Genomic DNA, 22,791 nt, shown 5'->3' on the forward strand with positions numbered 1-22,791 from the left:
ATGGTTAGCTGGAGCATCCTTTATCCCTATAAATCTCTCCAATTATCCTCAAAATTTCTGACAAGTGTTCTAATGGGGTTCCTATTTCCACGCTAGCAAACAAAAAAGCCTTTGGTTATATACCAGAGGCTTTTTTGTTTTTGGGGTATTGCGGTAGTCTTAAAATATGTTACGATTCCAATCGGTGTTTCATATTGTTCAGGCTTTCTGCAATGTCGTTACCGATGATTTTATCCATATCCATAAACAGAAGTACGAAATTAATTGGCCAGTTCATCCCACTGTTATATACCCAGGTCAGTTTTGTTGAATTTGGCGACAGGGATTTTACATCCATATATCCGTTGGCTGTAAAAGCCAGAAAACGAATCTCAAAATCAACCCTTTGGCCAGCTGTTATTTTTTTAGTTTCAAATTCACCTTTACCTGCTTTACTATTGCTGCTTTCAAAGGTTAGTATAGCACCGGGCAATCCATCAGGCTCACCTTTATAGCTAATTTTTGTATTGGGGTCAAGCAACAACCATTTGTTGTATTCAGGCTGATTCCTTAAGTACCTGACATAATTAAACACAGTATCCGCTGGTCGGTTGATGATAATTTCCCGCGTTAATGTATACTTATTTTTAGAAAACATGGCAATAACCAGGGATACAGCAACAATGGCAATTAGGACAACTATTATTTTTATGATCATTTTCATTAGTGTTTACATTTTTTATTTTAGTTATTTAAAATGCTATCTGGATAACTGATTGTCGAAATTGATCATCCATTGAATGCCAAATTTATCACGACACATTCCAAAGTAGGCTCCCCAGAATGTTTTGTTTAACGGCATATCTATTTTTCCTGCTGCAGAAAGTGCCCCAAACAACCGATCGGCTTCCTGTTCATTTTCCGTATGCATACAGATGTGGAAATTATTTCCTTCATTAAAAGGTATTTCCATTGAATCCAGCACATCAGATGCCATAATACAGATATCATCTGAAATTTGTAATGTAATGTGGATGAGTTTTTCCCGGTCTTCGGGCGACATTTTTTTTCCGCTGTCCAGGCTTTTATAATGCTGAATATTTTTGAATTCACCACCGAAAACTGATTTGTAAAAATTAAATGCCTCTTGGGCATTGCCCATAAAATGCAGGTAGGTATTCGTGCCAATCATAATGAATGAAAATTAATTGATTAATTGTTTAACAAAGGTAAATGCATATTATAAAGGTAGTGATGGGTAAATGCGACATAGTATAGAAGGTGAATGCGACAATTATAATATCTATTTTTGCTGAATGATCCGGATATCTATACTCCCAGTAAAACGAGCGGTTTTGGCAGCTATTACCGATGCTCATGATGTGTTTACCTATACCAACAGTTTACTAAAACAAAAGGGGAAGCCTGAACTATTTAGGATTTCCCTGGTTGGGCTAGGAAAGGATGTGCAATTGAACGACGGTTTGTTTACCATCAGGCCAGATGGGCAGATTTATAAAGAGCAACGACATGATCTGATTGTAATTCCTCCTATGTCGGGCGATATGATTAGCGCTACCTATTTAAATAAGGATTATGCAGGCTGGATAGCCGATCAGTATAAAAATGGTGCTGAAGTCGCAAGCTTTTGTGTAGGCGCATTTTTATTGGCCTTTAGCGGATTACTTAAAAATAAACAATGCAGCACACACTGGGATTATGCTAACGAATTTAGAAGTTATTACCCCGCAGTTCAGCTGGTGGAAGATAAAATTTTTACGGCTGACACAGGACTTTACTCAAGCGGCGGCAATAATGCTTACTGGAGCCTGCTTTTATACCTTATAGAAAAGTTTACGGACAGGCAGACAGCAATACAAGTTGCCAAGCATTTCGTAGTGGACATCAACAAGGTGAATCAAACGCCGTTCGTAGTGTTTAAAGGCTATAAAAAACATGATGATGAACTGATCAAAGAAATCCAGACTTTTATTGAACAAAATTTTACAGAGAAACTAACCGTTACTGATCTGGGTGCAAAATATCACATAGTAAGAAGAACTTTTGAGCGTAGGTTCCTGAAGGCAACACACCTTACAGTTGCTGAATATATACAGCGCATCAAGATAGAAGCTGCAAAAAAACTTTTGGAAACGGGGCGCAGATCTGTTTCGGAGGTGATGGTGGCAGTGGGATATGCCGATACACAGAGTTTCCGGGATGCATTTAAGAAGATTACCGACCTTACACCTGTTGCCTATAGGGATAAATACTTACTTTTACGCTAGCAGAATCCTAAAAAACAGCACAACAAAATGAAAGCCATTAATAAATCTCAAATTCTGTCTTCCCTTTTGGGATATGCAACAAATAGTCTAATTCAGCTCCAGTCAGGCTTCCCCCTTTCTTGAATTTACACAGTAGTGCAGAAGCTCCTCTGAAACCTTTGTCTTTCTTTGTACTTTTTAATCCCACCAACTTTCCGTCTCCGTAAAAAACTAATTCGTAATGCTCCAATGGCATAAATTCTAAACTTTCGGCTTTTGCTATAGAGGTCAACTCATCCCAGCCTTCCTGCACTTCATCTTTATCAAAATATTGGGAAACGGCCTGGTCTTTCATTTTACGATAAGAAAACTGTGCAATTTTATCCATATCTTTTGCCTTAAATGCTTCCTGAATCATTTTATATGCTTCGAGTATCTTAGCTTCTAGTATTTTTTTGTCAAAATTTTTCAGATCCTGGCTGTCTTTCCAACTTATGGTGTAAGGTACATTAGACAGTTTAAAGGTTTTTGTTTCTTCAAAACGACCTTTTCCTGCATCTTTAAATAAGTTATCTTTATCCTTTGGCGCATTATAAACAAATAAATCATTCTGTTGCTTTTCGGCTGAAAGCCTTTCGGTATTTTCATAAGATTCCACTTTTACATCAAACTCTGTCTGACCATCCAATTTTTCAAGATCTTCCCTTGGGTAAAGAACAACCTTTAATGTATTGGTATTCCCGGTAAGATATGGATTGATCTCATTTCCGCTACTGAATGATTCATTATTAAAGCTTTTTGTAACTTTAACATCATTAATAAAGATTTCAAAATTGCACATCCCATTCGTATGAGAGATCACATATTTAGACTCTTTTGGATAATGCCTTATATTTTGAAGTATTTTTTCTATAATATTTTTAGAATTGATTTCCGAATCCTGTTTCGTATTCAATTGACTATTAGAAATTTGAGAGCAACTTAAAGTTGTAAATAAAATTACTAATGATAAAATAGATCTTTTCATTATATTTTTGATAAATTAAATCCTTCTAGGAGTAATGAATGATGTATTGTTGCAATACTTAATACAACTCTATATAAGTATCATCAATGGCCCTATCAGTTTGGTATTTGATATTCTTTGCCACCACTGTTTCCTTTTTCAAATCCTGATCAATCTTATATAAATTATTATCCGAACAGAGGTAATAGTAAAATCCATTACAATACTTAAGCTGCCCAATCGTTTCCCGGTCTGCAAAATACTTCTGCTTTAAAATCTTTCCATTATCCTGGTCAACAATCAGCAAATAATGTGGGGTATTCGCAACAATAACATCATCCATTACCTCCATAGATTGTAAAAGGTTATTCTTTCCTTTTTTATCAATTTGATGAGGCAAAACAATCCGCCAGTTCAACTTACCACCATTTTTCTTTAATGAAACCATTGCGGTATCGCCGTAAATAATATCCTGCTCAGTAAAATTGAGTTTAGTCTGCTGGAACATATCCACCTCAGGTTTATACGCCCAACGCAAATTCAAATCACCATCTAAGCAATGCACAGCACCATGCTCATCAACTACGTAAAGCAGATTATCGTTTACAACAGGAGCTAAAAAAGCTGGGGTTTCCAAATCAAAGGTTGCTATTCGCTTACCATTAACCAGGTTTAAAGTTCTGATTGAAGAACTCGCATTAATGACCACTTTGTCGTTGAAGATTACTGGCGAACAATAAATAGGTTGATGAATCTGATGTGTCCATTTCACTTTTCGGGTTTTCTGGTCTACAGATTTAAATTCACCCCGGCTATTGCCAAAAATAAAATGGCTACCCTGTATAATTGGGTACTGAGCAAATAACAGATGAGATACACCAGTGAAATCATAACCATACTCGGCCTGATTGGGCGAAACTTCGTCCGTAAATACCCAATTGATTTTCCCGGTATGTTTATCAATTTCCACAATACGCTTATCGGAATATGCCCTTAAAATAGTTTGATCCTGTTGCGTAAAATAAGTCAGCTCATCATTATTTCTTTGATCTAATATTTGCCATTGTAATTTCCCGGTAGTCAGGTTGACATTATACAGGTCACCATTATTGGTCGCAATCAACAAATTAGTTTTAATAGGCTCCTGCTTTTTGGTACAGCCAAATAAACCAATGCCTAACAGTAAAAACCCGACATAATGAAGTAACCTCATTTTATCTTTTATTTAACTTATAATCATAAGGAATGGTTTGGCTGATGTCCGTCACATACCAGGTATCAGGATCACTTTCGAACTTCACAAAATCATATACGGGTAACAGTGGTTCCTGAATGTTCATCAAATTAACATGCTTACTGTTAAACGCTGTAACCATCATGGTAACCCGTGCTATCTCCTGCCCATTTTTCTCACTATTTTGTAGAGGTGCATGATAAGCCTTTCCACCTTTTAGCGTGGCATCATTTTGTTTTAATAAATTAATAGCCTCTTCCCCAAATCTTTGCACAATTGCCTGTCTGATTTCAGAATCATTTGGTTTATCTGTAGCAACACTCATTTTAGAAAAATCTGTTTTTCTAATGCGTGCCAACTCCTCTTTTACCCCATCAGGAATATAATCTCCATTTTTTATTGAATTGACCCACATTAAAGTATCCAGTGGAAATTCCGGCGCCGATGCGACCTCAGTTGTCATATCCTCGGTCGTTACAGCAGCATCCATTGCAGCCTGTTCTCCGCTATCCATGTTACCTGATATACCCACCATTTGTCCAAGTTCCCGCACATGATGTGGGATATGCTGAAACCCCAGGTAATAACCTAAACCCAAAAACAGGACTACAATTATACCCAGGCTGATTATTGTTTTTTTATATCGTTTAAAGAATGGCACTTTTTTCATTTGATCTAGTTTATTTTTTTAATTTCCCGATTGGAGACATTGGTACATGTCCTAATCATTTTTTATTGAAGCTTTTATATGATTGCGCTAAAATAGAGAATGCGCTACACTAAATAAACTAACTTTATTATTCGTTACAATTACGTCTTTATTTGTCGTCATTGAGTTATTATTCGGGATCTGATGACTCTTCCCGGGAGATGGCATCATGCAACCTTTCTAACATGCCAATCGTCTACTTCCATTGATCACATACATTATGAATAAATTTCTTCTATCCTTCTTGCTTCTATTGGCACCCATCTATCTTAACGCACAAACAGTATTTCAAGGCACCGTCAAAGACCAGCAAAACAATCCTATTCCTTACTGTTCCATCGGTGTCAAAAATTCCAGAACCGGCAGCCTGGCCAATGAAAAAGGACAATACAAACTTGTATTGCCGGATAGTGTAAAAAACAACCCAATCATATTCAATGCTCTGGGCTATCTCGAAAAGACAGTAAGCCTAAGCGAACTCCAAAACAATGGCAATATAGTACTCGCCGAAAAAGTATCCACATTGAATGAAGTAAACATTAGTAGCACCAGGCTCAAAGAAAAAACCATCGGCCAACAATCGCGTCCGTTCCTCACTTTTTCAAGAATGTTCGACCAAAATGTACCGACCATAGAGCAGGGAAACAGTTTTCAACTTTTTGCAGACACCAGGTTAAAAGCCTACAATTTTTACATCATGCCCAGCTCAAGGTATAAACAAATTACCTTGAAGCTCAACATTTATAGCTTAAAGAATGACCTTCCAGACCAGTCACTTCAAAATGAAAACATCATTTTTAGAACGGAAACTACCGGCTGGCAGCACATCGATCTGTCCCCTTACGCACTAAGGTTCAAAGACCAGGACAAAATAGCCCTTACCCTTCAGCTCATAGACTATGTTCCCCTAAAGGACACCGCCTTCATATTTGGACTTTCTGCCAAAAAAACCATCTCTAAAAACCTTTTATACAGGTACCAGAGCCAGGGAAACTGGGAGGCCAGCGCAGGTACCTTTCTATCCAACCTGCAGGTAAGTTATAGCCAAAAGGGCAACAAAGTAGTGGGAAACAGTACTACAAAAGCCGACACCAGTACCGACCTGAACACGAAAACGCTGATAACTGTATATCAGAACAGGGCAAAGGCACAAAAAACAAGTTATGGAAAAGACAAAAACGGAAAATATGTAAGCATCAGAGATGCGAAGATCTATTATGAAGAATATGGAAAAGGCGATCCCCTTATATTGCTCCACGGCAACGGGGGTAGCATCGCAGATTTCTATCAGCAAATCCCCTACCTGGCCAGATATTTTCGGGTCATTGCAGTAGATACCAGAGCTCAGGGTCGTAGTACTGACCTATCTACCCAGGCATACAGTTACGAGCAATTCGCCTCAGATCTGTTTCAACTCACCGAAGCATTGCAACTGAAGAGAATAAATATTCTGGGCTGGAGCGATGGTGGCAATACAGGCCTGATCTTCACCCATCAGCACCCCCAACTGGTCAACAAGCTCGTTACCATCGGGGCAAACCTAAACCCTAAGGGCGTAAAAGAAGATTTACTCGCAATGTTCAGGAAGCAGATATCCAATAACGATAAGGACACCAGACTGATAAAGCTGATGCTGGAGGAACCGAACATTAGCCCTGAGCAACTGGATCATATTACTCAGAAAGTGCTGATAGTTGCTGGAAGCGAGGATGTCATCCTGGAGGAACAAACCAGATCAATTGCGGCAATGGTCAAAAATTCCCAATTGAGGATCCTTCCCAATACAACCCACTACCTCCCTTTTGAGCAGCCAGAAGAACTCAATAGGATGGTTCTGGAATTTCTTAGAGAGAAATAGAGCTCCTCACACGACAATTCCACTAAAGAATTGTCTGCAAAAAGACAATTCGCACCAGATATAGCATAATTTAAATCAGAATCATACAGGTTTATTTATCTTTAGATAAAACCTACTTCAAGGCTTATGAAAAACGAGAAAGACCTGAAACTTGCTGTACTAATAGATGCGGACAATGTACCCTATGCCAATGTGAAAGAGATGTTTGAGGAAATTGCCAAATACGGTACACCTACTTTTAAAAGAATCTATGCCGACTGGACTAAACCAACAGTTTCCGGATGGAAAAAAGTACTGCTGGAAAATGCCATTACGCCCATCCAGCAGTACAGCTATTCCAGTGGCAAAAATGCGAGCGACAGTGCGCTTATCATTGATGCAATGGATATCCTTTATACAGGAAAAGTGGACGGCTTCTGTATTGTCTCCAGCGACAGTGACTTTACCCGGTTGGCCACCAGGCTTCGGGAAGCAGGGATGAAAGTAATCGGGATTGGCGAAAAGAAAACACTGACACCTTTTATTACCGCCTGTGATAAATTCATCTATATCGAGATCCTCAAACCTAAACTACAACCTTCAGAAGACAACAGCATCACAGCAACCACTGCCAGCACTAAATCTCCGGAAACGCAGCCTTTAAACAAAGTTGATCCCGGAATCATCAGGTTGTTTACCGATAGCATTACCGACCTTGCAGATGAAGACGGATGGGCTTATCTTGGAGATCTAGGCAGTTTGATGATGAAGAAAAAACCAGATTTTGATTCCAGGAATTATGGGTTCTCTAAATTGCTGCCTTTAATAAAGAGCACCAATCGCTTTGAAGTGGATGAAAGAGAAAGTGGGAAAACTAATGTTAAACACATCTATATCAGAAAAATAACTCCACCTGCAGCTGTCATACAAAAGCCCGGCAATAAGAGAAAATCGACAAAACGGTAAAGAAACAAACAGATCAGGGGGTGTTGCTTTAAACCTGTCGCATTCTCCCCTTCTATTTGCCGCATACATACCGCAGCTATTTCCCTATCATTCCCTAGATTTACCTTCGTAACCTGATCTATCTTAAAATGTACTTTTAAAATAACTATGCAGGAGGCTAATCGATATGAGAAAAATAACTGTTTTATCATTCATTACTTTAGACGGAGTAATGCAAGCTCCCGGCGGACCTGAAGAAGATCCGTCTGAAGGATTCAAATACGGCGGTTGGACCGCAGCCTACGATGATGAAGTTTCTGCTGAGGTCATGCAAAAACAGCTGAAACCTGCCGATCTTCTTTTAGGCAGAAAAACATTTGACATCTGGGCAGATTACTGGCCTACACATGCAGAATATTGGCCTGGTGTAAATGAGGTCACAAAATACGTCTTGTCCAATACCATGGATAAGTCAGACTGGGAAAACTCTGTATTCCTTAAAAGCGTGGAAGAAATTGAAAAGCTTAAAAATTCGGAAGGTTCCGACATCAACGTTTGGGGTAGCAGCAAGCTGGTTCAACTATTATTGGAACATGATCTGGTAGATGAATTTTGGCTCAATATTCACCCGGTGCTTCTTGGTAAAGGAAAAAAACTATTTGACGATAGCGCGATACCAGCAGCATTTACGCTTATAGAAAGCACGGTTACCCCCAGTGGTGTGATTATGGCGAATTACAGACGAGAAGGAGAAGTCAAAACCGGCACCGCTGGTGCTTAGAGATTGCAAAAACATACAAAAAGCCTGGAATCATAAGACTCCAGGCTTTCTCATTTTTGATTCAAACGGTTTTTAATTCCTTACGTTTCCTTCACCTCAACCAAATTTGTATAACCCCTCATTACCGAAATATCATCTGGGTGTACCAGCAATTTAGGTTTTTGTGCAGAAAACGAATAGACGATATTAAAAACCCCTTTCACCTGCAATTCGTTATCACCGGTATATCGAAAATAAACGGGTCTTTGATCCGTTGTACGCAGATTATTTTCTGTTTCATGCACATCGGTATCAGTAGTAAATTCCAGGCTTTGCCTTTTTTGTCCGCAGCAGTTCATAGTTTTAGTTTTTAAGGGTAATTAGATTATTTTTCGGGCATCACAAACAAAGCAGCCTAATTTTTTTTCATAATTATTTGTTCTAAAAATATTGCAGCTGCCGAAAAAGACAGGGTTAATAATATTTTTTCCATCCAGTCGCCACCGAAATAAATCCCGACAGGCAATGCTACCCAGATAGACAAGCAAAAGAAACAATCCATTAATGAACCAAAAAAGCTTTTACCAGCAAGCTTTCTTAGCTTATAAACTACATCAAAGGGACCATCTTCTGCCTGTATTAAATGGGTAACACGCCAAACGGAGAGAACAGAAATTAGAAACAAATAAATTGTCATTGCGCTGTGTCTATGGTAAACGTTCAATGGCTACACCCGTACTTATGGTATAGGGAGCCGCATTTGCACCAGCGCCATATCCATTGGTTGTTCTTTTTGATGCCGATAGACCAATAGAAACGGTTGCATAACTTTCATTAGGTTCCAGCCATTTTCCCGCGGGAACAGGTAAAGGCACAAAAGTAATCTGGTGTGCATTTGAATCTCCGAATTTGCTGGCATCTGCTGTGCCCCGATAACCCGGGCAACTGTTCGCCTCGTTATTATTGGGGTTATCACCATGTAAAATACCCGGTTCAGGTATCAGGCTTCCCAATCGTTTCACCTCAAAACCTGCAGAAGTACCACATTTTCCGATAGAAAGGTCGTAATGATCCTGGAATACAGAATTGGGATGAGTCTCGCAGGCTTTAAATTTCACGTTTAGTGAACTGTTTAAAAAGGCCTCTTTAATACGGTATAAATTACATTCAGCTTTTACAATATTTACACCATCTGCATCAAACCAGACATCATCTAAGCTAAAGCCAAGGTAATTGTTATCTATAAACATGGCAATCATATCTGTAGCACCTGGTATATGTTTTCCGGCAGCATCGTAACCGTCCATACGGAAATAAACTGTCCCTGGTGCCGTACCCTGATAAATTGAGGTATTTAGTTGGATTAAGCGGTTTTTATCGTATGGCACCCAGGGAATACCCGCTTCAATTTGAGCTTCTACGTTTAAGTAGTAAGGTACTTTAATTGCCGGGCCACCATCAACCTTTAGGGGAACAGTATCGTACGAACCTATTAATTTGGGCAACAGGTCCCAGCTGCTCCCTTGAAATAAATACCCCATATAACCTTCAGCTACATAATTCCAGGTACTGAAGGGTTCCAGCATATTTTTGCTGTACCTAATGGTATAAAAGGCAATTATCGGATCAGTAGCTTTCCTTTGCGTATTGTACAAACAACCTTTTACATCTACAATACCCGCCCATGCTGCACAATCTATATTTAAATGCGCTAAAACATTGTGGCTGGTAATACGTCCATCGGCATGTAAATGGTTATGCAGGGCAGCAGAATTTCTATCCATTGCAGAAGCAGCAAAACTTGCCGCGCTATTTTGGTTACCACCTATAAGTACGTTGCCTAAAGCACCGATCATATTGCCGTTAAAACAATTAAAAGGTTTGGATATAACCGATGCAGGGATGCAAATATCAATGCGTTTAAGTTTACTTACATTGAAGTAACAGGCGCTTTCGTACAAAACAGGTGCGCCAACAGTAGATCCCGGGATGCTTACAATCAAATCCGGCAATACCTGTACGGCAACATTTTCGCCGACAGCATAATCTGTCGAAAATTCGTCCAATACATCAGAAACCCTATGCTTATAATGGAAAATATAGTTACCATTCATATCGGTAATGGCAAAGCCTAAATTTCTTCGCTCTCCTGTACCGGTATAAGGATTTCCAACTTTTTCCGAAGTAGTACGGTCGTATTCTTCAAAATTTAAACTGATGTTTTTTCCGTCGGAAACGCTGCATCCAAAACGGGCATTCTCAAAAATGCCAACAACTTCACGATGAGCTGCAGTCAGCTGTTTACTTACTTTGGTATCCAGCTGAATGGTTTTACTAAATTTCAGTGTGCGCTCCAGGGACATACTTTCCGGATTTTTTAAACTGGTTGCTTTTTTATCAATAACCTTTTCTTCGTTTTCAATGTTGAATACCTCGGCTATACGATTGGGCATTTGCTGATCATCCATTAAATTAATCATAATGGGTCTGAAGGGGCCTGGATCTGGCGGATTTGGATTGACAATAACGGGTGGAATACGCTCAGGGTAATATTTTTTGATCAGTTCATACATTCTTGGATTTTTTAATGCCCGTTCTAAAGCATCACGATGATCAATCACAAAATGGCTGCGATAACAAGGATTGTATAGACAATTGCCACTGTAGGTGCTGACATGGCCATAGGCTAAAAAATCCTGAGCACTTGCCGGCGTGATGCAGGTAAGCACCAGATCATCGAAATCCTGATCAGCTCCCGTATCATTGGATTGAATCTGAAACTGGTAATTGGCCCCTACTTTGGTTGGAAATTTAATCCGCGTATCAGAATTCTGGAAACCTGTACCTGGATTATTTTGAATATTAAGGGTCCACATGGCGCCGGTTACCACCACATCGGCTGCGCCGATTGTACCTGGATAGGTGCCGTTTCCGCTTGTCGCGCCTTGCACTACAAACTGCTGTTTAAAGGCTGCATTTTTGGCCGTAACACGTATGGTCCAATTGCCTTGCATAGAAATATACATAGTTTTGATGATTTTAATAGCCTACTCTTTCATCGGATTTTCGGCTGACTCCTGTATTTAATTTTAGATGCACACGCTTCAACTTTGCCTGGAATGGCATATATAAACGCTCAGACTAACAGCATTACCCCCCTGGTTGGCATGCTGAGCGTTCCTGGAGCGCAGCGTTTAGCTATCTTCTACCCCAGCATCACAGTCATTAGGGCAGCAGCGATATTCCTGTGATTTTTCGAGTAGTTCTATTTGCTTACGCAAAAGTTCATTTTGTAAATGGATACGTTCTCTTGCAGCGGGTTCGCAGGTGTTACATTCATCCAGACAACCTTTTACAATGACACCGGCAGTTGGCAAAGAGAACTCCATCGAAAACTCAAATTTCTTCCGGTAAGCCGCAGAGATCTCACCTTTATCATCTAAGATACCTGCCGCAATCAAATCTTTGTTGAGCTCTTTTAAGGCTTCTTCACGCATAGCAGGTGTGATGGCCGGATTGACAAAAGCAAGATTGGTAACTCCTGAAACGCTGATTAGTTTTTCTATACTTAGCAATTCAAATTTTACGACCTGCTTTTTATTCATCCGGTAAAAAAAATACGAGATGGCGTGACAGCCATTAGGGTTCGAGAACTCCCTGGAAGAAGATTCGAAATGATCTTCTGACTGGCCCTCCGCGTGGACCTTGGTGGCAACCTCGCCAATCGAAATAGAATGCGCTTTATGTGTCGCATTTACCGCCTGACTTGCAGAAGCCCGCATGTTACTGCTTTGGCTGTTTAAATAATCGAGTGTAGAAGAACCGTTGTGATTTTTAGTAGCATTACTGCTCGAATCTACACCCGGACTAAACGGATTGATATCAATACTGCTGCTCGAGCCGCCGCTAAAGTCCCAGTGGTCTTTATTTTCACTACTTTGATGTCCTGACTGGCTGCTTTCCATATCAGAAAAATAGCTTTGCGATGCTTTCATAAAGTACTGTTCTTCTGATATCTGTTCAGAACGGTAACTCAATTGGGTGCTGGCATCATAGGTAAACCGGCTTCTTCTATCGGTGGTAACCAGGCGCACTCTTTCGCCAGGCAATAAGGTGGTGGTATAAACCGGATCACCCAATACATTACCTACGGTACACCTGCTTAATCGAAAGCTGATTAATAGTTGGGCTATCAGAGCAGTTTGCCGGTCCTGCCCCCTTATAGCCAATGGGTAATTTAAAGTGCGTGTAAAAACAATTACATCGCAATTGCTGTCCTTTAACAATTCAGGACAGCAGGGAACTTTTAGGGATTCATCTTTTGTTTCCATTTTTTTAAAATTTATTCTTATTCAATAGGGATGTTTAATCAGGATAATTGAGACAGCCATTTGGATTCCTTTTTTGATAGATTAAAGTTCCAATGAATACCGGCCCGACACAAGGTAGCCGCCACGGATTTTGCATGCGTGTTATTACGCATGAGCAATATGGCTTTTACGCAATTATTAATAAAAGGCCGTTTATTGACGCTAAGTCTTTGAAATACAGTTGATAAATATCTAATTTTAGTAAACCAAACTAAACGAACCTATAAAAATGGAAACTCAAAACAGACAACACCCGATTGATGGTACCGAAGGCAATCCAATTGATTCAAAGATTGCCGCTGCCTGGACTACTAACTATCGCATCATGAATCCGAATGAAACGATTTCGTATTTTTTTGGCAATCAAATTATACAGCAAATCCTTAGTCAGCCTGATTGTTTAGGCATCCGCATCTACTATGCGAATGAATTAAGGTTAAATTGGTTTCAGCGCATTGTGATTACCATAAGCAATTTTTTGCGTTGGATTGTTGGCGCCTACGGCGTGAAGCACCTGATTTTGGTAGGTAGTGATAAAGATGGTATAGATCAGATACCGGAGGAAGTGCCGACAATGGATCCGGCAGGTTCACAAAAGACAATGATGGCCATGTCTTTTAATAAACAAAATTATATTATGGGTGAGCAAGCCTCGCCATGTCCGGGTGGTGCGGGTTGTCCGGACAATAAACTGACCAGTTAAAAAACAGATCATGTCAACGCCTCTCCTTTTGCAAAACTTATCAAGCTTATCTGCACTCTTTCCCATAGTGGCAGCAATAGTTAACCGCAGGCACTTAAATCATCTGCAAAAAATTGCTGCTGTCTTTTTTATCATCTCTGCTCTGTTTGATTTTAGTTTGTTGTTGGTGAGGCATTTTAACATCACCTTAATTACTACCGGAGGACGTGCCAATAATGCGCCTTTAATTCATCTGTTTATATTGGTAAGCGTCTTTTTTTATGCGTTAATCTACTTTTATGCCTTTAATAAATTAACTTTAAAAAAGCTCTCTATAATTTTTGCAGGAATAGCCGGAGTACTGATTTTAACCAATGCCTTTTTTATAGAGGGTTTATCAAAGTTTCCTTCAATCGGTAATACCATTTTAAGCGTAACCTTGATTTTATTGTCTTTGTTATATTTCTGGCAATTACTGGATCAGGTTGAAATTGTCCGCCTTGAAAAGCAACCCATGTTCTGGATAAGTGCGGGGGTATTATCGTATTGTAGTATCAATATTTTTTTATTTATGCTCATAAGGTCTTTGGGATCTTTGTCTCAAAACTTTTGGACCATCCACTCTATCATTAATATAATAGCTAACTCATTATTCGCAATTGCCTTATTTTGCAAACCACGGAAAACGATATAACCGAAGTACTCATTATTGGTACACTTGTGGTAGTTTTGCTACTGGTATTTTTGTTTTTGTTTGTCATCCTTTACCAACGAAAGACCTTAAAATACCAGGAAGAAAAACGTAAAATGCAGGCTGAAGTACAGAACAGTTTCTTGCGCGCAGTTTTTGAAACGCAGGAAAGTGAACGCAAGCGCTTATCAGTTGACCTGCACGATAGCGTCGGACAGGTATTATCAGCGATCAAATTAAACCTGCATCGCATTGATAAATTATCTGGAAATGCCGAAAATGCCTCCGCCCTGCTGGCCTGTACCCGCAACTTAACCGACGAATGTATACAGGAAATACGCAACATTATTCATAATGTGTTGCCTCCGGTTTTAATAGATTTTGGATTGACCGATGCACTGCAGGATCTGTGCAATTATGTACAGCAAAATACGGGCATGCAGGTCATTTATAGTCAGAATTTAAATGGAGAACGCTTTAAACCAGAAATAGAAATCACACTCTACCGCATGATACAAGAGCTGTTTGGCAATGCCATAAAACATGCGCAGGCTTCCATAATTGAAATTACTTTAAGCAAAGAAGCGGAACTGCTCTGCTTAAATTTTAAGGACAATGGCATCGGCTTTAATAAAAAAACCATTGTACATGGCTTTGGTTTGAAAAACCTGCAAAGCCGGTCCCAACTTATAAAAGCTGACATCAAAACCTGTTCAGAAATCGAAAAAGGCACCCAAACTACGATTACTTTAAATATCAATAAACTTGACAGTTAACTTATTCCAGGCTATATTTATATACTTAACCACCACCACAGCATCAACTTATGGACTTAATAAAATTAGCTATTGCTGATGATCATAAAATTTTCCGTGAAGGTTTAAAGTTCACTTTAGAAGATTATGTCCAACTAAACTTAATTATAGAAGCAACTGACGGAAAAGACTTAATTGCTCAGATTACCAATAACAAACCCGATGTTATTTTAATGGACATTAAAATGCCCGAGATGGATGGCATGCAGGCGATCACCTATATTCATCAACATTTCTCAGACACTAAAATCCTGGTGCTTTCTATGCATAACGAAGACAAATATATTTTAAATGCGATGCGTTTGGGGGCTTCAGGTTATCTCTTGAAAAACGCCGAACCTGAAGAAATACTGGATGCTATTGTAACCGCGCACACTAAAGGTTTTTATTTTAATGACAATCTATCCGTGACGATGGCTAAAGAATTGTTGGGTGCAAATTTCATGCATCGTTTACATGAAAAAGACGCCCGGCTAAATGAACGCGAAATTGAAGTACTTAAACTTATTTGTGAAGAATACTGCAATACTGAGATCGCCGATAAATTATTTTTAAGTGTACGTACTGTTGAAGGTTACCGTACCAGATTGTTGGAAAAAATAGGTTCTAAAAACGTTGCAGGCCTGGTTATGTACGCAGTAAAGAATGGAATAGTTACTATATAACTCTTAAATTGAGTGTATACACAATATTTGGTCTTTATTAGCGTCTATATAGGTGAGAGCGTTAATTTAGATAAAGCGGGAATGGTCGGAGGATCATTTCCGCTTTCTTATTTACTTTTCGTATACTGGAATGGTTAGACTTTGTGTGAAACCAGGTGTACCAGCTACCATGATTAAGATACTGCCATTGGTTTCATTAGCCGAATCGATATAAAGCTGCCCCTTCTTCCCTATACCAAATTGCATTTTTGCAGAGGAAACCGACCAAAAAAATGGGGGCACTCCCCTCAGCGACAAGTCATGCCTGGCCCTAAAATAACCCTTTTTCAAATGACCTTTTAGAACCCCCGTTTTTAAAGGAGCATTCCCCTTATATAATATTGCTGTAAGGTGCTTTTTGTCGGACAGCTTCAATTCAATATGCGTTGCCTGAGCTATTTCCAGAGAATCTATGTCCTTAGAATTCTTAAAATAATACCAGACCACTGTTGAAATGATCTTGCCCTTATAGGATCCGGTTTCAATCGTCCGGCTAACGTTGACAGGATACTTTCCCATTGTCATCGGTGCTTGTAATGGAACAAGATCTGCACGTTTAGGTGTTTTAAGGCTTACACATGAACTAAAGAATCCCAGAACGAAAACAGCAGCCAGTACGGCTTTCTTTTCAACGATTGATATTGAGGTCTTTTTTTTCTTTCCGTTCATGGATGTTCTGAAGTTTAGCCTTACTGATGCTTTCTTTGTATGAAGAGTGTAAACAATGAGATTTCTTAGGATAATTATTCTCTCTAATATAAACATGTTTCACCGACACAAACAAAGAAATTTTCTATGTCTAACTTTATTTGAAACAGGTTGTTAAATTAAACCTTAAATTTGGCCAGCTAAATGATATCATGTCTTATCCCTTTTCAATTTTCTTTACTATTTTCTTTTTACTCATGTCCAATGTTCATGCGCAAAAGAACGAGCAGACAAAGGAAAGTATACTATATTATTTTTGCAGCCCGGACAGCGCTTTTGTAGGAGTAAAAGATCAGCTGGGTAACATCATTATTCCGGCTACGTATCGTGCAGGTTTCAATTACGATTTCAAACATCCCATTACCGATCCTGTAATAGAATTCCAGGACACAGATGTTCAACCCAAAAGAAAAGACAGTCCGGCTATCCCCATAGGCGATGTCTACAGCCGGGAAGGCAAATTTTTATATCATGCCCAATTCTTCGATAATGGTCTGGACTATTATTCGGAAGGCTTTCGTCGTTACGTAGATGGTGATAAAATTGGATTTGCTGATAAATATGGCAATAAAGTGATCCCTGCACAATGGAATTTCGCTACTCCTTTTCATTATGGTTACAGTAGGGTGTATACCGGGAAATGGACAAGAAAGTACGATAAGAGCGATGAACACTGGACTGTAGTACCAGACGCTCCCGATACGGATATCCATATGATCAACGTTAAAGGAGAAAAAGTAAGCCCTTTGGCGAAACAACAGAACCCGAAAGATTATTTTTCGGACGGCAATTATTACCCTTACCCGTTTTCCTATACAGCTAAAGAACAAAAAATCGCAGATCAGCTCAACAGCCTTGAGGTATTAGGTCTGATAGCCCGGCTCAGATTCAGCGATGAGCAACAGGATACCCCCAGATTACAATTTGAAATTACCGAATGGCCTACCAGTCGTTTCCCTTATTATACCTTGCAGGGTTACCAGAATCAGCGGGCAGAAGATGACTACATATTTACGGTGTCTGAAGATGGCAAAAACATCTTCCATTACTCTTTTTTTATCACTGAAGAGCAGAAATCCTTACAAAAATGGATAGTTTCTGAGTTAGAAGAATGTAAAAAATACATCAGAAATCACCCCAATGCTCCGTATAGGTTTGATGTAAAAAAACATTTGAAAGAATGGAAGAATAAGTAGTAGTTTTAACCGAACATCCAAAATCAAATCCCCATGAATAAACTCCATACCATCGCAATTTCAGCCCTGCTATCCTGCCTCTTTTACTCCTGCGCGACTTCCAGAAGTTCGTCCACGGAAGAGAAAAAGAAACGTACAAAAATAACCACCATTAAACCCGGCATTAAGAACCCTACAGGATCGGTAATTAATGCAAGCGGCGACGGACTTTCACAGGGCATTAATCAGCCAAAGGGTGCTGGCTCAAGAGAAAATGCAACTCATATTGCCAGCAATGCCATTGAAAGGGCAAACGAACTGGCAAAAAGTAAACAGCAAAAACTGGACGGACTTACAAGTACAGAGCTGATCAACGGAATGATAGCCGCACAGCAAACAGAGATCAGTGTAAGCAGTAATACCCGGAAAACAACGGCAAATGATAAAATCAGAGACTATGCCAGCATGATTCTTAATGGCCATGCTACACTTACAGGTGAACTGAAAAACCTTTCTACACAGAAAAATATTGCACTGAGAGAAGAAGTTTCATTAAAAAAAGCTTCTAAAACCGATCTGGAATTTGTTAAAATGATGATAGAAAGCAACCGCAACCTCATCTCACTTTACACGGCAATGAGTCATTCTGAAGATCCGGAGCTGAAAGCCTTTGCTCTAAAGCAATTGCCAGCCTTGAGAAAACACCTGGAGGCCGCTCAGGAATTGACTAAAGAAGTAAAACCGAATTAAGTAAGCTCCTGCTGTCGGGCTTCGCTTACAACGGTTAACCGGAACGGCCCATAGACCTGCCATGGACATACCTGGAACGTCTTTTTGAACATTTTGGCGTTCCAGATACGTTCCAGATACGTTCGACGTACGTTCCAGTTAACCGTCGTTATCGAACAAGCTTACAACTTGCTATAGCCAAATACATTATATTTAGGCATTAGCTGTAGCCATTTTATGCAGCATACGACCTGCTTGTTTTTCATTATTCTTTAAGGGTAACCCGGCAACCAGATATTGATGGCTAAATCCGCTCTTTTCTTTTAAATCATTCCATTTAAAACTGGTTTTTCCAAGAATGATCCCATCGTAGCCAACCTGGCTTAGTACGACTTCTTCTTTTTTCGAGTTTCTGGAAATCATAGCGCCGCTCATCACCTTTGTGCCGTTTTTTCCGATGATGAAATCAACATATGCTGATCGCCCGGCTAAATAAATATTACTATAAGATTTATCTTCGGCATTCAGATTAGAAAGGCAGATCACGAAATCACATTTTTTTTCCGTTTTCAGGAATGCTGACACCTTGTTCAGCGAAAGATAAGGATCCTGAAAGCGAAGACCTTCTACCTGCACTTTTTCAGCGAGGCCTGTAATTCCGATTTTTAAACGACCAAAGTGAATAATCACATAAGTCTTCACCTCTGCAGATAAAGCAGGATTACTGAATTTGTAATTACAACTTACCAGAGGAAAGCTCAGATCAGGTAGCAATGCCGCCAACTCCTCCTGTCCTGCGCTCAATTCATTTGCCCCGATAGCTGCAGCATGATAGCCGGCCCTGTTCATCTGAGAAATGACTTCATAGGCAGGTACCTTTCCCATGAAATTTCCCACATCCAGAATCAAGCCTGAATGCTCCTGTCTTTCAATAAGCTTGTGAATTTCCCTTAAGCCCCCCAGCTGTTCGGCATTACTTTCTAAATGGCCCTTCAGGTTACCGGTATGATAAACTGTCAGATGGTGCCCATTTGCTAAACTCTTAATTGTTTTATTCACCTCAGCGAGCGCTGACAACGGACTGCTTACCAAGGCAGTACCAGCGAGAATAGATGCATTTTTTAAAAATGATCTGCGTTTTGATTCCATGAAGCATTAATTTGAAGACGAATATTACAAAAAAAATCTGCTAAACGACAAAAAACAAGATATATTATATTTATTTTAAAATTTTCTTGAAATAATGGATATTTAAATATAATTTTATTTGGATAATCTAAAACTCTCTCATATGTCACTCGAAGCTTATATCGGCGATATCAGCATTGTCGCCTTTGACTTTGCCCCAAAAAACTGGGCCACCTGCAGCGGACAACTCTTATCAATTGCTCAAAACCAAGCCTTATTTTCTATCCTGGGGACTACTTATGGAGGAAATGGAACAACCAATTTTCAACTACCCAACTTTCAGGGCAAAACACCTGTTCATGTCGGGCAAGGTCTTGGTCAGTATTTTACACTCGGACAAACCGGTGGGGAATATGCCCATACTTTAACCAATAGCGAAATGCCCGCACACCAACATTTGGTATCTAATGCGGGGGTGGTAAAAGCAAAAACAGGACCTTTGGCAGATCAGACCTCTCCGGTAAATAATTATTTCGCTACTAATGCGGCAGAAACGAAGCGATTTACTGCAGTCCCGGATACCACAATGGGAACCATTTCATCACTGACTACAGCAACCGCCGGATCTTCCAGTCCTCATGAAAACATGCAACCCTACCTGGTACTGAATTTTGTCATCTGTTTATACGGTATGTTTCCTTCACGCAATTAATTTAAATAGTTATGCCAAACGATACCTACGTTGGTGAGATTAACATGTTCGCCGGCAATTTTGCAATTAGAAACACAGCCTTATGCAATGGTCAGATCTTGGCCATTCAGCAAAACACGGCTCTGTTTTCCCTTCTAGGGACAACCTATGGAGGCAACGGTTCAACCACTTTTATGCTGCCAAACCTGATGGGGAAATGTCCGATACATCGCAGCGATACCCATCCTTTAGGGGAAACGGCCGGTACTGAATCGGTCACTCTGCTCCAAACAGAAATGCCAACTCACGACCATGGTCAGGCCGTACAGGCTGCCATCGGCACAGGAGGAGCTGCAGTTACTGCTACAGCGATAGATTCTTTGCCAGGAACCACTACGGGAACAGCCTTATACACCAGTAACCCCACGAATACCTTTATGACTCCGCTGACGACAAACCTCAGTGGCCCGACCAGTATAGCCGGCAGTAGCCATCCTCACAACAACCTGCAACCCTATCTGGCTGTAAACTTTTTAATTTCCCTGTATGGAATCTTTCCTGCAAGAAACTAATTATTAATTATATAAAGACATATCATGGATCAACCATATTTAGGAGAAATCACCATTTTTGCAGGAAATTTTCCACCTCTTGGCTGGAGGTTTTGCGACGGACAGTTATTAGCTATTTCTGAAAATGATGCCTTATTTGCCCTTATTGGAACCACCTATGGTGGAGACGGTGTGACCACCTTTGCCTTACCAGATTTACGGGGCCGCGTTCCCATCCATCAAGGCTCCTATGCTGGAAGAACATTTATTCTGGGTCAATCATCTGGAAGCGAATCCGTTACACTACTTACCAATAACCTTCCAATGCATAACCATGGTGTAAACGGAGATATCAGCTTTAAGACACGGAGTGATTCAGCAGGAAATTTCGCTTCTCCTGATGACCACTATATCGCACAGGCTCCTTTAAAAAAGTTCTTTGGCCGAACGGTAACTACAGATAAGATGGCGCCGCTTACCTGTTCAGGTATCATTGGACCGGCAGGTAACTCTATGCCACATGACAATATGCAACCTTATTTAGCACTACACTTTATCATCGCAGAGTATGGAGTTTTTCCATCACGCAATTAACGATCAACTCAACTAAAACCATCTCAGAAGCAACTGATGAAAACAGGTATACTATTACCCAGATCCAGTACTCACCCATTGATCTCCTACAATTTTATGGATGGCATCCATACCTTCCTTAAACATAGGGGACTGAGCAATGAAATAGAATGTATTACCGCTTCTATAGGTTACGGGACAGACACGGCCTTAATCCAACAGGAAGCAGAACGTTTAATCCTCGAACACCGGGTAGATTTACTGGTTATCTTTGCAGATTATCCCGTGGTAGAATGCCTGTTTCCTGTAGTTACTTCTCTCAACAAATTATTAATCATAGTAAACCACGGGGCTAAATATCCCCCTTCATGGGCAGCAAGTCCCAATGTGATTCACCATAGCCTGAACAATGCATCAAATTGCTGGTTAACCGGAAAATTGGCTGCAAAAGAAAATAAATCGGCCGCATTGGTAAGCTCATTTTACGACGGGGGTTATTCCATTACTCATGCAATTGCTGCTTCCTTTATGGACGATTCCGGACAAATTGCTTTTAACTTTGTCGGCCACCAGCAAAAGGAACAATTCAACACCAAACCACTCATCTCCTTCCTCAAAACAAAACCCGAAGTCGACTCGTTATTGGCAACACTAAGCGGTGAACTTGGTCCGGAGCTTTATCTTCAACTTCGTGAACAGGCGGCTGATAAAAATTTAAAACTTTATGCCTGTCCAGTATTATTGGAAGAATCGCTATACGAAGGCAACTTAAATCCTGAAGAAAGCATTGCCGTTTCAGGATATACCTCCTGGTTTAAAGCATCAGAAGAGGAAGAAAACCAGGCATATTGCCAGACCTTTAAAAAAGAAACCAACAGAGAACCCGATTCTTTTGGCGTTTTAGGCTGGGATACCGGCCTGATGCTTAAAACAATTCTGGAAATCTCAGAGGATAAAGCCCTCGATGCAAAAACGATAGTTCAACATCCGGATCTACAAAAGCTTCGGGGGGCTAAGGGTGAAATGCGTTTGCATGCGTACACCCAACATTACATTTCTCCGGTACATTATCTGCATAGTGGAGTCGGTAAAGAGGTATCTAAACATCACGACTTATCCCTGGAAATGGTGGAAGCCTCTTTTAATGAACTGATTAATTTCGAAATACAAGGCCCTTCATCGCAATGGCTAAATACATATCTCTGCTCATAAAAAAAAATTATAGGGTATAATTTTA

General features: G+C 40.0%; 25 protein-coding genes. 14 read left to right on the top strand and 11 right to left on the bottom strand.

The annotated features are described in order from the left end of the window. Window positions 1–169 precede the first annotated feature (169 nt). Complete coding sequence (locus BFS30_RS26760; protein WP_069382103.1) at window positions 170–703, bottom strand: SRPBCC family protein; 534 nt, start codon at window positions 701–703, stop codon at window positions 170–172. A gap of 36 nt (window positions 704–739) precedes the next feature. Further along, entirely contained in the window at window positions 740–1,171 is a 432-nt protein-coding gene (locus tag BFS30_RS26765; protein ID WP_069382104.1) for a VOC family protein, read from the bottom strand. A gap of 163 nt (window positions 1,172–1,334) precedes the next feature. Here BFS30_RS26765 and BFS30_RS26770 point away from each other — a divergent pair, with 163 nt between their 5' ends. Further along, entirely contained in the window at window positions 1,335–2,267 is a 933-nt protein-coding gene (locus BFS30_RS26770; RefSeq protein ID WP_237028674.1) for a GlxA family transcriptional regulator, read from the top strand. Between the two features lie 37 nt (window positions 2,268–2,304). On the opposite strand, the gene BFS30_RS26775 is transcribed toward BFS30_RS26770, so the two are convergent. The 3 genes from BFS30_RS26775 to BFS30_RS26785 are packed head-to-tail and all read right to left on the bottom strand — an operon-like array spanning window position 2,305 to window position 5,156. Beyond that, window positions 2,305–3,273, bottom strand: a complete 969-nt coding sequence (locus BFS30_RS26775) for a hypothetical protein (protein ID WP_157263066.1) — start codon at window positions 3,271–3,273, stop codon at window positions 2,305–2,307. A 58-nt stretch (window positions 3,274–3,331) separates the two neighbouring features. Beyond that, window positions 3,332–4,465 carry a PQQ-binding-like beta-propeller repeat protein gene (locus BFS30_RS26780; RefSeq protein ID WP_069382107.1) on the bottom strand — a complete coding sequence of 378 codons (1,134 nt, stop codon included), beginning with the start codon at window positions 4,463–4,465 and terminating at the stop codon, window positions 3,332–3,334. A 1-nt stretch (window position 4,466) separates the two neighbouring features. Then, window positions 4,467–5,156 carry a hypothetical protein gene (locus BFS30_RS26785; protein WP_069382108.1) on the bottom strand — a complete coding sequence of 230 codons (690 nt, stop codon included), beginning with the start codon at window positions 5,154–5,156 and terminating at the stop codon, window positions 4,467–4,469. Between the two features lie 259 nt (window positions 5,157–5,415). Here BFS30_RS26785 and BFS30_RS26790 point away from each other — a divergent pair, with 259 nt between their 5' ends. From BFS30_RS26790 to BFS30_RS26800, 3 genes are all read left to right on the top strand, one after another. Beyond that, window positions 5,416–7,053, top strand: coding sequence for an alpha/beta fold hydrolase (locus BFS30_RS26790; RefSeq protein WP_069382109.1), 1,638 nt, complete (start codon window positions 5,416–5,418; stop codon window positions 7,051–7,053). 126 nt (window positions 7,054–7,179) lie between these two features. Next, on the top strand, window positions 7,180–7,998 hold the full coding sequence (locus BFS30_RS26795) for an NYN domain-containing protein (protein ID WP_083252260.1): 819 nt from the start codon (window positions 7,180–7,182) through the stop codon (window positions 7,996–7,998). 166 nt (window positions 7,999–8,164) lie between these two features. Further along, window positions 8,165–8,758 (top strand): dihydrofolate reductase family protein, encoded by a 594-nt coding sequence (locus tag BFS30_RS26800; RefSeq protein WP_069382110.1) that lies wholly within the window; start codon window positions 8,165–8,167, stop codon window positions 8,756–8,758. A gap of 80 nt (window positions 8,759–8,838) precedes the next feature. Here the strand turns inward: BFS30_RS26800 and BFS30_RS26805 are convergent, their stop codons facing one another. The 4 genes from BFS30_RS26805 to BFS30_RS26820 form a co-directional block, all read right to left on the bottom strand. Continuing rightward, the gene (locus BFS30_RS26805) at window positions 8,839–9,096 is read right to left on the bottom strand and encodes a hypothetical protein (protein WP_069382111.1); all 258 of its coding nucleotides are present in this window, start codon (window positions 9,094–9,096) and stop codon (window positions 8,839–8,841) included. Between the two features lie 56 nt (window positions 9,097–9,152). Continuing rightward, entirely contained in the window at window positions 9,153–9,434 is a 282-nt protein-coding gene (locus BFS30_RS26810) for a DUF1360 domain-containing protein (protein WP_069382112.1), read from the bottom strand. Window positions 9,435–9,444: 10 nt separating this feature from the next. Beyond that, window positions 9,445–11,751 carry a hypothetical protein gene (locus BFS30_RS26815; RefSeq protein WP_069382113.1) on the bottom strand — a complete coding sequence of 769 codons (2,307 nt, stop codon included), beginning with the start codon at window positions 11,749–11,751 and terminating at the stop codon, window positions 9,445–9,447. 180 nt (window positions 11,752–11,931) lie between these two features. Beyond that, on the bottom strand, window positions 11,932–13,068 hold the full coding sequence (locus BFS30_RS26820) for a hypothetical protein (RefSeq protein WP_069382114.1): 1,137 nt from the start codon (window positions 13,066–13,068) through the stop codon (window positions 11,932–11,934). A gap of 268 nt (window positions 13,069–13,336) precedes the next feature. Here BFS30_RS26820 and BFS30_RS26825 point away from each other — a divergent pair, with 268 nt between their 5' ends. Genes BFS30_RS26825 through BFS30_RS26840 form a run of 4 tightly spaced genes read left to right on the top strand, consistent with a single transcriptional unit; the run spans window position 13,337 to window position 15,960 of the window. Then, window positions 13,337–13,810, top strand: coding sequence for a hypothetical protein (locus BFS30_RS26825; protein WP_069382115.1), 474 nt, complete (start codon window positions 13,337–13,339; stop codon window positions 13,808–13,810). Window positions 13,811–13,838: 28 nt separating this feature from the next. Then, window positions 13,839–14,483: a hypothetical protein gene (locus BFS30_RS26830; RefSeq protein WP_157263068.1), complete on the top strand. Its 645-nt coding sequence runs from the start codon at window positions 13,839–13,841 to the stop codon at window positions 14,481–14,483. Then, window positions 14,459–15,256, top strand: coding sequence for a sensor histidine kinase (locus tag BFS30_RS26835; RefSeq protein WP_069382117.1), 798 nt, complete (start codon window positions 14,459–14,461; stop codon window positions 15,254–15,256). Before BFS30_RS26830 ends, BFS30_RS26835 begins: the two co-directional genes overlap by 25 nt. 50 nt (window positions 15,257–15,306) lie before the next feature. After that, window positions 15,307–15,960, top strand: coding sequence for a response regulator transcription factor (locus BFS30_RS26840; RefSeq protein ID WP_069382118.1), 654 nt, complete (start codon window positions 15,307–15,309; stop codon window positions 15,958–15,960). Between the two features lie 111 nt (window positions 15,961–16,071). On the opposite strand, the gene BFS30_RS26845 is transcribed toward BFS30_RS26840, so the two are convergent. Then, window positions 16,072–16,668, bottom strand: a complete 597-nt coding sequence (locus tag BFS30_RS26845) for a hypothetical protein (protein ID WP_157263069.1) — start codon at window positions 16,666–16,668, stop codon at window positions 16,072–16,074. A gap of 191 nt (window positions 16,669–16,859) precedes the next feature. Between BFS30_RS26845 and BFS30_RS26850 the strand changes: the two genes are divergently transcribed. Beyond that, window positions 16,860–17,903, top strand: a complete 1,044-nt coding sequence (locus BFS30_RS26850) for a WG repeat-containing protein (protein ID WP_157263070.1) — start codon at window positions 16,860–16,862, stop codon at window positions 17,901–17,903. Window positions 17,904–17,936: 33 nt separating this feature from the next. Continuing rightward, window positions 17,937–18,632 (top strand): DUF4142 domain-containing protein, encoded by a 696-nt coding sequence (locus BFS30_RS26855; protein WP_069382121.1) that lies wholly within the window; start codon window positions 17,937–17,939, stop codon window positions 18,630–18,632. A 192-nt stretch (window positions 18,633–18,824) separates the two neighbouring features. Here the strand turns inward: BFS30_RS26855 and BFS30_RS26860 are convergent, their stop codons facing one another. Then, window positions 18,825–19,760 carry a hypothetical protein gene (locus BFS30_RS26860; RefSeq protein ID WP_069382122.1) on the bottom strand — a complete coding sequence of 312 codons (936 nt, stop codon included), beginning with the start codon at window positions 19,758–19,760 and terminating at the stop codon, window positions 18,825–18,827. Window positions 19,761–19,902: 142 nt separating this feature from the next. Here BFS30_RS26860 and BFS30_RS26865 point away from each other — a divergent pair, with 142 nt between their 5' ends. From BFS30_RS26865 to BFS30_RS26880, 4 genes are read left to right on the top strand one after another with little or no spacing between them, the layout of a single operon-like run. Next, window positions 19,903–20,451 (top strand): phage tail protein, encoded by a 549-nt coding sequence (locus tag BFS30_RS26865; RefSeq protein ID WP_208603013.1) that lies wholly within the window; start codon window positions 19,903–19,905, stop codon window positions 20,449–20,451. Window positions 20,452–20,462: 11 nt separating this feature from the next. Continuing rightward, window positions 20,463–21,002, top strand: coding sequence for a phage tail protein (locus tag BFS30_RS26870; RefSeq protein WP_069382123.1), 540 nt, complete (start codon window positions 20,463–20,465; stop codon window positions 21,000–21,002). Between the two features lie 24 nt (window positions 21,003–21,026). Then, window positions 21,027–21,575, top strand: a complete 549-nt coding sequence (locus BFS30_RS26875) for a phage tail protein (RefSeq protein ID WP_069382124.1) — start codon at window positions 21,027–21,029, stop codon at window positions 21,573–21,575. Window positions 21,576–21,611: 36 nt separating this feature from the next. Beyond that, window positions 21,612–22,766, top strand: coding sequence for an ABC transporter substrate-binding protein (locus tag BFS30_RS26880; RefSeq protein ID WP_083252261.1), 1,155 nt, complete (start codon window positions 21,612–21,614; stop codon window positions 22,764–22,766). The last annotated feature ends 25 nt before the right edge of the window (window positions 22,767–22,791 follow it).

Origin of the sequence: Pedobacter steynii, from assembly GCF_001721645.1 — a bacterium.
Taxonomy (GTDB): domain Bacteria; phylum Bacteroidota; class Bacteroidia; order Sphingobacteriales; family Sphingobacteriaceae; genus Pedobacter; species Pedobacter steynii_A.